The sequence below is a fragment of the Aeromonas bestiarum genome (assembly GCF_028751155.1).
Classification (GTDB): domain Bacteria; phylum Pseudomonadota; class Gammaproteobacteria; order Enterobacterales; family Aeromonadaceae; genus Aeromonas; species Aeromonas bestiarum.
The window spans coordinates 2,054,074-2,067,973 of the sequence record NZ_CP064746.1 but is presented as its reverse complement, the minus strand read 5'-3'; the positions used below and the strand labels follow the sequence as shown (position 1 = coordinate 2,067,973).

10 protein-coding genes are annotated in these 13,900 nt (G+C 61.8%); 7 read left to right on the top strand and 3 right to left on the bottom strand.

The genetic code is table 11. The features are described 5' to 3' along the window. Window positions 1–261: 261 nt before the first annotated feature. The gene (locus IU367_RS09645) at window positions 262–1,002 is read left to right on the top strand and encodes an SDR family oxidoreductase (protein ID WP_043557713.1); all 741 of its coding nucleotides are present in this window, start codon (window positions 262–264) and stop codon (window positions 1,000–1,002) included. Between the two features lie 98 nt (window positions 1,003–1,100). Here the strand turns inward: IU367_RS09645 and IU367_RS09640 are convergent, their stop codons facing one another. Then, entirely contained in the window at window positions 1,101–2,006 is a 906-nt protein-coding gene (locus tag IU367_RS09640; RefSeq protein WP_274454156.1) for a LysR family transcriptional regulator, read from the bottom strand. 101 nt (window positions 2,007–2,107) lie between these two features. Here IU367_RS09640 and IU367_RS09635 point away from each other — a divergent pair, with 101 nt between their 5' ends. The 3 genes from IU367_RS09635 to IU367_RS09625 all read left to right on the top strand — a co-directional run bounded on the left by IU367_RS09635 (window position 2,108) and on the right by IU367_RS09625 (window position 5,523). Continuing rightward, a complete protein-coding gene (locus tag IU367_RS09635; RefSeq protein WP_274454155.1) occupies window positions 2,108–2,746 on the top strand; it encodes an NAD(P)-dependent oxidoreductase in 639 nt (212 codons plus the stop codon). Between the two features lie 446 nt (window positions 2,747–3,192). After that, complete coding sequence (locus IU367_RS09630) at window positions 3,193–4,263, top strand: isopenicillin N synthase family dioxygenase (protein ID WP_274454154.1); 1,071 nt, start codon at window positions 3,193–3,195, stop codon at window positions 4,261–4,263. 96 nt (window positions 4,264–4,359) lie between these two features. Beyond that, entirely contained in the window at window positions 4,360–5,523 is a 1,164-nt protein-coding gene (locus IU367_RS09625) for a trans-sulfuration enzyme family protein (protein WP_241279097.1), read from the top strand. 88 nt (window positions 5,524–5,611) lie between these two features. Here the strand turns inward: IU367_RS09625 and IU367_RS09620 are convergent, their stop codons facing one another. Both IU367_RS09620 and asd read right to left on the bottom strand, forming a co-directional pair. After that, a complete protein-coding gene (locus IU367_RS09620) occupies window positions 5,612–8,392 on the bottom strand; it encodes a M16 family metallopeptidase (RefSeq protein WP_274454153.1) in 2,781 nt (926 codons plus the stop codon). Window positions 8,393–9,006: 614 nt separating this feature from the next. After that, window positions 9,007–10,122 carry an aspartate-semialdehyde dehydrogenase gene (asd, locus tag IU367_RS09615; RefSeq protein ID WP_274454152.1) on the bottom strand — a complete coding sequence of 372 codons (1,116 nt, stop codon included), beginning with the start codon at window positions 10,120–10,122 and terminating at the stop codon, window positions 9,007–9,009. Window positions 10,123–10,459: 337 nt separating this feature from the next. Here asd and sugE point away from each other — a divergent pair, with 337 nt between their 5' ends. The 3 genes from sugE (at window position 10,460) to focA (ending at window position 13,892) form a co-directional block, all read left to right on the top strand. After that, window positions 10,460–10,774 carry a quaternary ammonium compound efflux SMR transporter SugE gene (gene sugE, locus IU367_RS09610; RefSeq protein WP_103470632.1) on the top strand — a complete coding sequence of 105 codons (315 nt, stop codon included), beginning with the start codon at window positions 10,460–10,462 and terminating at the stop codon, window positions 10,772–10,774. Window positions 10,775–10,902: 128 nt separating this feature from the next. Then, on the top strand, window positions 10,903–12,663 hold the full coding sequence (gene ycaO / locus IU367_RS09605; protein WP_241279093.1) for a 30S ribosomal protein S12 methylthiotransferase accessory factor YcaO: 1,761 nt from the start codon (window positions 10,903–10,905) through the stop codon (window positions 12,661–12,663). 380 nt (window positions 12,664–13,043) lie between these two features. Next, window positions 13,044–13,892, top strand: a complete 849-nt coding sequence (focA, locus tag IU367_RS09600; RefSeq protein ID WP_043136208.1) for a formate transporter FocA — start codon at window positions 13,044–13,046, stop codon at window positions 13,890–13,892. Window positions 13,893–13,900 lie beyond the last annotated feature (8 nt).

Genomic DNA, 13,900 nt, shown 5'->3' with positions numbered 1-13,900 from the left:
GGGCACGCTCGCCCAAGTGGCCACATTAAACATGGCCGTCGCCCCGGCGGCAAGTGGCCTGCGGCCACCGGCAGGCAGCGCACGCCGCTTGTCACTCGACGCCATGCCGTCACCTGGGCCTTCAACAAGGCCGTCACGCCAGCTTGGCAGGCTGTCACAAAAATGACGCATTTCCCTGTCAGATTGTTTGAAAACAAATATATCAATTAGCCTGAAAAGCCAATAAAGTCCTCGTTCGAATCTTTTGCAGGGAGAGCCAAGATGAAAAAAATTGCCTTGATCACCGGAGCCCGTGGCGGCATAGGATCCGCCATCACCACCGCCTTGCTGGCCCAGGAGTATCGTATCATAGCCACTCACTCCAGCGGCAACAGTGCGGCGGCCCACGACTGGTACGGGGAGCAGGGTTATCGGCCGGAGCAGGTGCGGCTGCTGCCGCTGGACGTGGCCGACACCGCCATGTGCCGCGAAACCCTGGGTCGCCTGTTGCAGGACGAGGGTCGGGTGGACGTGCTGGTCAACAACGCCGGCATCACCCGGGATGGCGCCTTCAAGCGCATGGCGCCGGAGCAGTGGTTCGAGGTGATCCACACCAATCTGTGCAGCCTCTACAACGTGACCCAGCCGCTGTTCGACGCCATGTGCGAGCAGCGCGATGCCCGCATCATCAACATCTCCTCGGTCAACGGCCAGAAGGGGCAGTTCGGTCAGGTCAACTACTCGGCGGCCAAGGCGGGCATGCTGGGCTTCACCAAGGCACTGGCGGCGGAAGGGGCCCGCTTCGGGGTCACGGTCAACGCCATCGCCCCCGGTTACACAGCCACCCCTATGGTGGAGGCGATCCGCAGCGATATCCTCGACAGCATCAAGGCCGACATTCCCATGCGCCGCCTCGCCAAGCCGGAGGAGATAGCCGCCGCCGTGGCCTTTCTCGCCAGTGAGGCGGGCGCCTATATCACGGGGGAAACCCTGGCCATCAACGGCGGCCTCTACATGAAGTAATGCCGGGAGTTATCTCATCGACAGAGGGCAGCCAATCGGCTGCCCTCTGCTTTTGGCAAGTTGAGACAAAATGGCGCAGCCCCTGCCTGCCACCCGGCTCAGGGGCGCGCCGCCGCGGCCCCCACCGGCTCGGCGAAGTGGCTGCGCAGGGCCGTGATCACCCGTCGCACCTTCTCCGGGATCTCCCGCTGGGGAGTGATGGCGTGGATCTCCATGGGCGGCACCCGATAGCCCGGCAGCAGCTCCAGCAGCCGCCCCTGGGCGAGATCCTCGGCGATCTCCCCCTCGGGTTGCAGCGAGACCCCCTGCCCCGCCAGGGTGAACTGGCGCAGCGGCAGCACGTTGTTGCACACCACCCTGGGCTTGGGTTTGACCTTGTGGCCCTGCCCCTTGTCATCGAAGAAGGTCAGGCCCCCGCTCAGCATGTCCGCCGCCAGCCAGTCGTGTTCCAGCAGATCTGCCGGGCTGCGCGGTGTGCCCTTGCGCGCCAGATAGGCGGGCGAGGCACACAGCAGCATACGGGTCTGACCCAGCTTGCGTGCCACCAGGCTGGAGTCGGACAGGGTGCCGACCCTCAGCGCCACGTCGATGCGTTCGGCGATGAGATCCCGCTTCTCGTCGTCCGCGATGATCTGGATGCACAGGCCGGGGTGGGCCTGCAGCAGCGGCGAGAGCGCCCGCGCCAGCGGCTGGCCAGCCATCCCCACCGGGGCGGTGATCCGAACTTCACCGAGTAGGGCGTCACGCACCTCCGAGAGGCGCAGCTCGGTCTGATTGAGGGTCTGCTGCAGGGACTGGCACCCCTGCCACACCACCTCTCCCGCCTCGGTCAGGTTGAGGCGGCGGGTGGAGCGGTGCAGCAGGGTGAGGCCGAGCAGGCTCTCCAGCTGGCTGATATGCTGACTGACGGCGGAGGGGGTCATGCCGAGGGCCTTGGCGGCGCCTGTCATGCTGCCCGCCTCCACCACAGCGGCGAAGATGGCGTAACGCTTGAGCTGTTCCATTGTTAAATCCAGCTTACAAGTGAATCAATTTTATAGCCGATTATTAAATCACATTCGGCGGCGTAGGATAGCCTCATTCCAACAGTGAAGGAGAATTCCCCATGAAAATTGCCCTGATCGGTGCTAGCGGTTTTGTCGGTACAGCCATCCTCAATGAAGCCGTCAGTCGCGGCCATCACGTCACCGCCATCGTCCGTGACACAAGCAAGGTGGCCGCCCACCCGCAGGTCACCGCCGTGGCGGTGGATGCCCAGGACAGCCAGGCGCTGGCCGAGGCGCTCAAGGGGCACGACCGGGTGATCAGCGCCTACAACCCGGGCTGGACAGCACCGGACATCTACGACCAGTACCTCAAAGGGGCCAAGGCCATAGTCGCGGCGGCCGTGACCGCCCACAGCTGGTTGCTGGTGGTCGGTGGTGCCGGCAGTCTGGAAATCGCCCCCGGCGTACAGCTGGTGGATACCCCGGACTTCCCGGCCGAGTGGAAGCAGGGCGCCCTGGCGGCCCGCGACGGTCTCACCGCCCTGCGCCGTGAAACCACCCTCGACTGGCGTTTCGTCTCCCCGCCCGTGTTCCTCGAGCCCGGCGACAAGCGCGGCGGCTATCACCTCGGTGGCGATCAGGTGCTCTTTAGCGGTGACAAGCCTGCCGGGATCACGGTCGGCGATCTGGCCGATGGCGTGCTGAACGAGGTGGAAAAACCGGCTCACCTGCGCCAGCGCTTTACCCTGGGTTACTGAGTGGGCAACTGAGCACGCTCACCGATCAGGCCTCTGCCTGATCCCCGCCCAACGCGCACAACAGGAAGGGAGGCCTCAGCCTCCCTTCCTGTTGTGCGTCTCCGATAGCCAGGCCTACTCCCGCCCGTGAACGCTCATGCCAGCCAGCCGCTTGTTTTCGCACTAACCGGGTGCCCGCTGCCCCCATGGGACAGCCGGTACACGGCCCCATTGACCGCTTAATAAACACCCAGCCAAATGGGTATCGAATTCTATTTCGATTTTTGTATATAACTAAGAATAATTTGTTGTTTCCGTCTTATAACGCCGAACAGTAGCATCACCCTCAATCCAAATGGCGCCATCTTTACCGATCGGCCCGGTGGCTTACCACCGATCGGCGCGCTGTCGTTTTTGCACTGAGTGGCCGGGAAACGTCCCGGCGCTCAGAAAATGAGGAGGTGCACATGGAACATTCACCACTGCCGATCATCGATCTCGCCGCGCTCGAAGGCGCCCCTGACACTCGTCGCCAGATGCTGGCCAAGCTTGGCCGGGCGGCCCGCGACATCGGCTTTTTCTATCTGACAGGCCATGGCCTGAGCGAGGCGCAGCAGCAAGAGACCCTGGCGCTGGCGGCCCGCTTCTTCGCCCTGCCGGAGCAGGAAAAACGCGCGGTGCAGATGGTGCACTCCCCCCATTTTCGCGGTTACAACCAGGTGGGTGCCGAGCTCACCCGCCAGCAGCCGGACAGGCGAGAGCAGTTCGACATCATGAATGAGGCGCCTGCGCTGGCAGAGGACGAGATCCATGCCCCCTGGCAGCGGCTGATAGGCCCCAACCAGTGGCCCGCCGCCCTGCCCGAGATGAAAACGCAGCTGCTGGCCTGGCAGGAACGCCTGAGTGACATCACCCTCACCCTGCTCACCGCCTTCGCCGAGGTGCTGGCGCAGCCGCAGGGAGTGTTCGATGCCAGCATCCAGGGCGCCCCCTATCAGCACATGAAGCTCATCCACTATCCGGGGCGCGAAGCGGGTAGCAGCAGCCAGGGAGTGGGCGCCCACAAGGATCCCGGCTACCTGACCCTGGTGATGCAGGACCATCACTCCGGACTCGAAGTGGAGACGGCGGCAGGCTGGATCCCGGCACCGCCCCTGCCGGGGGCCCTGGTGGTCAATATCGGCGAACTGCTGGAGCTGGCTTCCAACGGCTATCTCAAGGCCACCCTGCACCGGGTGGTGAGCCCGCCGCCGGGGGTATCGCGCCTCTCCTGCGCCTTCTTTATGGCGGCGAGACTCGATGCTAACGTGCCTTTGTTGCAGCTCTCCCCCGAGCTGGCGGCGCAGGCACAAGGACCCGAGAGCGACCCCGCCAACCCGCTCTTCTATCAGGTGGGTGAAAACGTGCTGAAAGGGAGGCTGCGCTCCCACCCGGACGTGGCGGCGCGCCACTATACCGCCGCCCCGGCGTCGGCCAATCAGCAGACAACAAGCGGGCAGACGACAAACAGCGAGCGGCGCGAACCGCAGCCAGCCTGACTCTGCCATACCTATTAGACGGAGGACGCCGCGGCGTCCCGCCACCCGGATGACACAAGCAGTTAAGCCACAGCCTGGCAATGACGGAGTAATAGAATGAAATTCAAAACCATGAGCGTGCACAGCGGCCAACGGATCGATCCCCAGACCGGCGCCCTCACCACCCCCCTCTACCAGAGCAGCACCTTCAGCTACTTCAATGCCCAGGCGGGCAAGGAGCGTTTCGCGGGTCAGGCCCCCGGCTTCATCTACAGCCGCTTTGGCAACCCCACCACAGCCGAGCTGGAACAAAAACTGGCAGCCCTTGAGGGTGCCGACGAGGCACTGGTGGTGGCGAGCGGCATGGCGGCGGTGAGCGCCATCATGTATGCCCTGGCCGACAGCGGCGACGAGGTGGCCTACATAGGCCCGCTCTACGGCGGCACAGATGCGTTTCTCAAGCAGACCTTCAGCCGCGCCGGCATCAAGGTGACCGCCTACGAGAGCGATCAGGATCTGCTGGCCAACATTCGTCCCGCCACCAAGGTGGTACTGTTCGAAACCCTGACCAACCCCACCCTCAAGGTGGTGGATCCGCGCATCGTGGTGCAGGCGGCCCGCAAGGTGGGCGCCATCAGCGTGTGTGACAACACCTTCCTCACCCCCTATCTGCTGCGCCCGCTCGAGCTTGGCATCGACATCGTCATGCACAGCGGCACCAAGTATCTGGGCGGCCACGGCGACATCATAGCCGGTGTGGTGGCGGGCTCTCACGCGCTGATGAAATCAGTGCGCACCGTGGCCCTCAAGCACATAGGCTCCCCCATAGGCCCGCAGGAGGCCTACCTGCTGCAACGGGGGGTCAAGACCCTGCCACTGCGCATGGATGCCCACCTGCACAACGCGCAGAAGGTGGCCGAGTTCCTGGCCGATCACCCGGCGGTGAAGAAGGTGATCTACCCGGGCCTTGCCAGCCATCCGGGTCACGACGCCCTCGGCGCCTTCGCCAGCGGCTTTGGCGGCATGGTGAGCATAGAGCTGGAAGGCGGCTTTGCGCGCTGCGCCACCCTGCTCGACAACCTGCAGCTGTTCGTGCAGGCGGTGAGCCTGGGGGATCTCGAGAGCCTGGCCTGCCATCCGGCCAGTACCACCCACGCCGCCATGGACGAGGCGAGCCGCCTCGCCGCCGGGGTGAATGACGATCTCATCCGCTTCAGCATAGGGGTGGAAGATGCCGACGATCTGATCGCCGATCTGGCGGCGGCGCTGGCCGTCGCCTGATGCCCTAGCCACCTTTCACGGCTCAAAAAACAGCCCGCCCCATGTGAATGGGGCGGGCTGTTTGCATCAAGGAGTGGAGAGCCGCTTGTCAGGGGACAGAAGAGATCCGCTGCACCGGCCAGCCCAGCGCGGCGAGCTCGGGGGCCAGCACCTTGGCATCCCCCACCACCAGGATCACCATGTCGTCGGGGTCGAGCCAGCGACGAGCCAAGTCTCGCAAGGTGAATGTCGACAACTGGCTGACCGTCCGTACCCGCTGCTCCACATAATCCTGCGGCCACTGCGCCAGCAAGATGGGCAGCATGTACTCCACCTCCTGCGGCAGCGTCTCGTAATCCAGCGCCTGGCGGTTGAGCACACCTTCACGCAGGGTACGCACCTCCAGTCGGGTCGGGCCCTGCCGCTGGTATTTGTCGAGCTCCTGCAGGATCTGCTGCAGGGCGGCCCGGGTCACCTCGGTGCGCACGCTGCTCTGCAGCAGAAAATAGCCCGCCTGACTGTTGCCGTTGAAGGCGGTATCGATGAAGTAGGTGTATCCCAGCTCCTCACGCAGGCGGATATGCAGCCGATCCGCCAGGGAGGCATTCATCAACCCGGCCAGGAACTGCTCACCAAACCCGTCGCTCGCCATGGCACGGCGCCCCATGCGAACAAGGCTCTGGCTGGCGCCGGGATTATCCAGCAGATAGATGGCCCGCTTGGCCTGCTGGCCGGCAAAGCCGAGGGGCCGCAGGATGGGCGATTGCCCCTCTGGCTCAACCAGAAAAGAGAGTGCACTCACCACCTTCTCCTGCGCCAGATCCCCGCTCACCACCACCCGAGCCTCCCCGCTGCGATAAACAGCCCGATAGAAGGCGCGCACATCGTCCAGGGTCAGGGATTGCCACTGTGTCTGCGGATCCGGCACCCTGGCCAGGCCGTCGATCAACGCATGAAACTGCTGATCGGCCTGCCACTGGGGCTCTCGCACTTGCTGCTTCAACCATTGCTGGGTCTGGAGCTTGAGGCGCTGGAAATCCGCCGGTCGCAAGGCCGGCTGCAGCAACAGCTCCCGTACCAGCGCCAGCGTCTCATCGAAGTGAGAGGTCACCCCCTGCACAGTGATCTGGCTGTAGCCTTCCTCATAGCCAAAACTCAGGCTGGCGCCCAGCTGACGCGCCCGCTCCTCAATGGCGGCAGCCTGCCACCGCTCACTGCCCTGGGACAGCATGCTGGCGGTCAGTTCAGCCAGTCCGGCCTTGCCCTCCGGCTCGGCCCGGTACCCGCCGGGCCAGTTGATGCGCATGACAAAGGCTGGCACCTCATCGCTGTAGTGACCGAGCAGGGAGACCCTATCCCCCAGGCTGGCCTGCCACAGGGTGGGCAGTGGCACGGGCAGCGCCCCGCCACTGGCGGGTTCCTGGCGCCGGTCCAGGGTCTCCTTGACCGGACGTGAACGCAAGAGAGGCTCAGCCAGGGTGCGCGGCAAGGGGGGCGGCTCGACAAAATTGGCCTGGCCGGCCTGCCACCCTTGATGCGCCTCGGGCACCACGCTCAGCACCACCCTGGGTTTGTGCAGTACATAGTGGTCCAGTACCCGCTTTACCTCGGCGGGCGTCACCCGCGCCATCCGTTCGAGATAACGATGCAGGTAGTTGGGCTCCTGAAACAGGCTGTGGCCCGTGCCCAATAATTCCGCCTTGCCGGCCACGCTGTCCAGCGACCAGACCAGGTTGGCACGCAAGGCATTGGCAGAGTGCTCGAGCCGGGCCCCGGGGATGCCCTCCTGGGCCAGTCTGGCGATGACACCGTCTATCTCGCGCTTGATGGGTTCGAGCTCGGCGCCCTGCTCCAGATTCGGAATGGCCTGGATCACCAGCATGCAGGCGAGCACACCACACTCATGGCGGGCAGAGACGAACACCAGCTTGCCGCTCTGTTGCAACTGTTGTTGCAGCAGGCCACTGGCGGAGCCCCCCAGTTGATCGGCCAGCAGATCGAGGGCTTCGAAACCCGGATCCCGGGCCGAAACGGTCGGATAAGCCAGCACCAGCATGGGGTCCTGTACCGGGGCCGTCAGGGTACGATATCGACTCTTTTTCAGCGCCACAGGCCGGGGCACTGAGCGAGCCTGGCCGGGGGCTGGCGACAAGGCGCCGAAGTAGCGTTCGACCCAGGCCAGGGTTTGCGCCGGCTGGATATCACCGCCGATCACCAGGGTGGCATTGTTGGGGCCATACCAGCGCAGGAAAAACTGGCGTACATCCTCCAGGGTGAGGTGCTCCAGATCCGCCATCCTGCCAAACGGCGTGTTGAAATAGGGGTGATTGGGTGGATAGAGGGTACGGTTCAACACCTCCAGCACCCGACCATAGGCAGGCGTGTCGACCAGGTCGGCTCGCTCGTTCCTGACCACGTCACGCTTGGCATCAAACTTTTGCTGATACAGGGTATCGAGCAGGAAGCCCATCCGATCCGCCTCCAGCCAGAGTACTTTCTCCAGCTGATTGGCCGGCACCGTCTGGTAATAGCGGGTTTGATCCCGTGTCGTCAGCCCGTTGATGTCACGCCCCCCCACCTGCTGCAGCAGGCGGATATGCCCCTCCTCTCCCACATGGGCCGAGCCCTGAAACATCATGTGTTCGAACAAATGCGCCATGCCGGACTGGCCCGGCGCCTCTTCGGCCAGCCCGACCCGATAATTCACTTCCACATGCACCAGAGGATCCGAGTGATCCGGGGTCAGGATCACCGTCAGGCCGTTATCCAGCCGATATTGCTGATAAGGCACGATCAGCGGATTGGTGCCTTTCTTTTGCTCCTTGACCAGCACGGGGCCGGCCAGGGCCAAGGCACTGAATAAATACAATAAACTCCACGCGACTCTCATTTTGTTTCCCAATTCTCAAGTCTGAACATTATTATTGTTATCTGTTGTTGCACTCACGCCATATTCACGCCGATTCGCCAGCGGCCACATTATTCATCTCTATTTGAGTGGTGATATGAATCATGCTGGCAGGTCAGTACGCTGGCGACATATCGTCAGATGACTGACCCTTGTATCAATATTTGCACGCCATGGGTGCCATGCCTGCGCACGGGTAGCCCCCGGGGCCAAGGCCACCAGTGTAATCAATCGGGGCCTTCAGGGATATCTTGCGGGCACCGTCATTTGTAACAAGCCATGAGATGACCAGAGATAAGCGTTAATCATGGCCATCACAACCCTTATTTCCGAGCCGGATTCATCGCCATTTTTCAATGTGTCAAAAGGCGCACACGGATGCATTTCTCAGCGGGGTGACTATTTACCATTGAGTCAGGAGAAAATACGCGATCGGAGATGAATAATATCAATTCAATTAATAACGAGACTCGGCCTCTCCATGCGCACAGTCCAAGTGAATATGCCATTGCGCCGGAACGCCCGCGCTCTGCACGCCAAAACGGGCAAAAAAACAGGGGGCCTAGGCCCCCTGCGTCACACTCACCCAAATTGGATCAACCGCGATCCAGCAGTATGTTGAGCATGCGGCGCAGCGGCTCGGCGGCGCCCCACAGCAGCTGGTCACCCACGGTGAAGGCGGCCAGGTACTCCGGCCCCATGTTGAGCTTGCGCAGACGACCAACCGGAATGCTGAGGGTGCCGGTGACGGCGGCCGGAGTCAGCTCGCGTGCCGTAACGTCGCGATCGTTGGGGATCACTTTCACCCAGTCGTTGTGAGCGGCCAGCAGGGCTTCGATCTCGGGGAGCGGCACGTCCTTCTTCAACTTGATGGTGAAGGCCTGACTGTGACAGCGCAGGGCACCGATCCGCACGCACAGGCCATCCACCGGGATGGCGGCATCTTCTACCCCTAAGATCTTGTTGGTCTCGGCCTGGCCCTTCCACTCTTCGCGGCTCTGGCCATTGTCGAGCTTGGTGTCGATCCAGGGGATGAGGCCACCGGCCAGCGGTACGCCAAAGTTGTCCACCGGCAGGGTGCCGGAGCGGGTCTTCTCGGTGATCTTGCGCTCTATGTCGAGGATGGCAGAGGCGGGATCCGCCAGCTCCACCGCCACTTCGTCGTGCAGCAGGCCCATCTGGGTGACCAGCTCGCGCATGTGACGCGCGCCGCCGCCCGATGCGGCCTGATAGGTGGCCACGCTCACCCACTCCACCAGATCGGCCTTGAACAGACCGCCAAGGGCCAGCAGCATCAGGCTGACGGTGCAGTTGCCGCCGACGAAGGTCTTGAGCCCCTTGTCCAGCGCCTGTGCTATGACGTCGCCGTTGACCGGATCCAGAATGATGACGGCGTCCTTCTCCATCCGCAGGGAGGAGGCGGCGTCAATCCAGTAACCCTGCCAGCCGGCGGCTTTCAGGCGTGGATAGACATCCTTGGTGTAGTCGCCGCCCTGCGCCGTGATGATGATATCCTGCTTGGCCAGCGCCTCGATATCGAAGGCGTCCTGCAGGGTACCGGCATCGACGCCGAAGTTGGGGGCGGCCTCACCGGCCTGGGAGGTGGTGAAGAAGGTGGGTTGAATGCGGGCAAAATCCTTCTCTTCCTGCATCCGGCTCATCAGTACCGAACCCACCATGCCACGCCAACCGACCAAACCTACTTTTTTCATAATGTCCTACCCTGGATAGCTGCTATAGAAAATTGTGTATTGAAACCCGTAACCCCTTGTCCGGCGCGGGCCGTTCACAAACAGATTACAAAATACGTGTTGCGAAAAATGCGTCTATCCACATTACGGATTGTGACGACGGGCGCAAGTCGAATTGCGCAATTTTCTGTGCCGTTCGCTGCAATATCCGCCAGCCAGCTCCCGGCTGATGCGATCTCTTGGCACCCAGCGTCAGCTTGGGGCATGATTGAAACCGACTGGCAGCCACTGCCCCCTGGGGACGACCCCGGGGCCTCATGATGCGCAGGGACGACCCTGCTTCCTGCGGAATATCCTTATGTCCTGGTTACTCCTGTTGCTGGCCGGCCTGTTCGAGGTCGCCTGGGCCATTGGCCTCAAATACACCGACGGTTTCAGCCGCCCCCTCCCTACCCTGCTGACCCTGAGTGCCATGGGTGTGAGCGTTGTGCTGCTCGCCATGGCGGTCAAACAGTTGCCGCTTGGCACCGCCTACGCGGTCTGGACCGGCATAGGTGCGGTCGGCACCGTACTGATGGGGATCTGGCTGTTCAACGAGCCCGCCACCCTGGCCCGGGTGCTCTGTCTGCTGCTGATCATCGGCGGGATCCTGGGTCTGAAGTTTATCGGCTGAACCGACGGCAGATCCCGGATCTGTGGATAGCTAAGCGGGGCTCTTGCCCCGTTTTTTGCCTGCCAAACGCGCCGACCCCTGCTATTATCTGCGGCCAAACATGAGCCAATAAAAATCAGGATATTGTGATGACCGACCACACTTTTATTCCCGGCAAGGACGCGGCACTGGAAGACTCCATCGACCGCTTCCAGACCAAGCTGCAAGCCCTGGGGTTTGATATCGAAGAGGCCTCCTGGCTCAATCCCGTGCCCAACGTCTGGTCCGTGCACATTCGGGACAAGGAGTGCGCCCTCTGTTTCACCAACGGCAAGGGTGCCAGCAAGAAGGCGGCACTGGCCTCGGCCCTTGGCGAATATTTCGAGCGTCTCTCCACCAACTATTTTTTCGCCGACTTCTATCTGGGTGAGCAGGTCGCCAACGGCGACTTCGTGCACTACCCCAACGAGAAGTGGTTCCCCATCGAGGGCGATCAGTTCCCGGCCGGCCTGCTCGACAGCTTCACCCGCAAGTTCTACAACCCGGACGGCGAAGTGACCGCCGACATGCTGGTGGATCTGCAGTCGAACAACGAGGAGCGCGGCATAGTCGCGCTGCCGTTCGAGCGCCAGTCCGATCACCAGACCGTCTACATCCCGATGAACATCATCGGCAACCTCTATGTCTCCAACGGCATGAGCGCCGGCAACACCCGCACCGAGGCCCGCACCCAGGCGCTGTCCGAGGTGTTCGAGCGCCACGTGAAGAACAAGATCATCGCCGAAGCCCTGAGCCTGCCGCTGATCCCGAATGAGGTGATTGCCCGTTATCCCGGCATCAAGGCCTCCATTGATGCGCTGGAAGCCGAAGGCTTCCCCATCTACAGCTTCGATGCCTCCCTGGGCGGCCGCTATCCGGTCATCTGCGTGGTGCTGCTCAACCCGGACAACGGCACCTGCTTTGCCTCCTTCGGTGCCCACCCGCGCTTCGAAGTGGCCTTCGAGCGCACCGTCACCGAGCTGCTGCAGGGCCGTGGCCTCAAAGATCTGGACGTGTTCGTGCCGCCCTCGTTCGACAACGAGCAGGTAGCGGATCACCACAACCTGGAGACCCACTTCATCGACTCCTCCGGCCTCATCAGCTGGGATCTGTTCAAGCAGGATGCGGACTTCGCGTTTGCCGACTGGGATTTTCGCGGCACCTCGCAGGAGGAGTTCGACCACCTGATCGGCATCTTCCACGAGCTGGAGCAGCCGGTCTACATCGCCGACTACGAGCATCTGGGTGTCTACGCCTGCCGCATCCTGGTGCCCGGCATGTCCGACATCTATCCGGCCGAAGACCTGCTGCTGGCCAACAACAACATGGGCGCCAACCTGCGGGAAGTGATCCTGGCGCTGCCATCGCTGGCGTGGGATGCCGAGCAATACATGGCGCTGTTCGATCAGCTGGACGAAGAGGGGCACGACGAGCGCACCCGCGTCCGTGAGCTGCTCGGCATCGCCGCCGCCAAGGGCACAGCCCTGCACACCCTGCGCGTCGGCGAGCTGAAAGCCATGCTGGCGCTGGCCGCCGGTGAGCTGGAGACGGCGCTCGATCTCATCGACTGGACCATGGAGTTCAACCAGTCGGTGTTCCCGGCGGATCGCGCCAACTACTACCGTGCCCTGCGCGCCTGCGTCGAGCTGTTCATCGACCAGGAGCGGGATCCGGAGCAGTACCGCGCCGTGTTTACCCGCATGTATGGCGAGCAGACCCTGGCCGATGCCTGGGCCAACGCCAGCGGCGAAGCACGTTTCCACGGGTTGACGGCGGCCGATCTGTCCCTCGCCCAGTTTCCGCAGCACCAGAAACTGCTGGCAGCCTATGAAAAGCTGCAAAAGGCCAAGCGAGCCCATCATTGGGCCTGATGTGGTAGTATTTGGGGGGGCCTTGATGGCCCCTTCTGTTTTATGGTGCCCCGGCTGGACGTTTGTTATTCAAGGATGAAATAAAAAACAAAAAATACCCCTTAGGGGGTTGCCAACGCCGAGTCCATGATGCGGGGGGGATGCAAAGATGCCTTGCCAGTACCTTTTTTCAGGCTTGACAAATAAATTCTTTAAAATCATTACATTAAAAAATCAGCATTTCTGTTTCAGCTGAAACCTGGTGTAAAGAGAGGCTTCCAGGGGACTCAAATTTTTGTAGTAAAATTACATTCACAATCTGCAATTCTTGATCGGAGTCAATTTTGACGATCTGGCCCTTTGTTATGATTTCCACAGGCAAAACAGCAGGTACATGAGAATTGAAAGCAGAATCTCCCTTTGATTGTCTCAAGCCAGAAGCCATCGCTGCACTGGCAGAAGATATAACCTATGCCAAGGCCACCAAGCCGGCATACAAGGTCATCCCCCTGGCCATCACAGCAGGCGCTTTCATCGCCATCGCTTTTGTCTTCTTCATCACTGTCACCACGGGTGCCGGCAACGTAGCCTGGGGCCTCAGCAAGCTGGTCGGCGGTCTCTGTTTCTCCCTCGGTCTCATTCTGTGTGTGCTGCTCGGTGCCGAGCTGTTCACCTCCACCACGCTGACGCTGGTGGCCAAGGCGGCCAATCGCATCACCTGGGGTCAACTGCTCAAGAACTGGGGTCTGGTCTACTTCGGCAACCTCATCGGCGGTCTCATCATAGTCGCGCTCATCATCATGTCGGCCGAGTACATGGCGGCGGATGGTCAGTGGGGCCTGAACGCCCTGAAAGTGGCCCAGCACAAGATCCATCACACCTTCTTCGAGGCCCTCGCCCTCGGTATCCTCTGCAACCTCATGGTGTGTCTCGCCGTGTGGATGGCCTTCGGTGCCCGCAGTGCGACCGACAAGGTGATGGTCATGCTGCTCCCCGTCGCCATGTTCGTGGCTTCCGGTTTCGAGCACAGTATCGCAAACATGTTTATGATCCCGGTCGGTATCGCTATCCATGCGGTAGCAGGCCCGGAATTTTGGCAGGCCATCGGCCAGGATCCGGCGACCTTCGCCGACTTGACCGTATCCAACTTCGTCCTACACAACCTCATTCCCGTCACCATTGGTAATATCATTGGTGGTGGCGTCATGGTTGGTCTGACTTACTGGTTTATCTTCCGTCGTCATCATTAAGGATGATT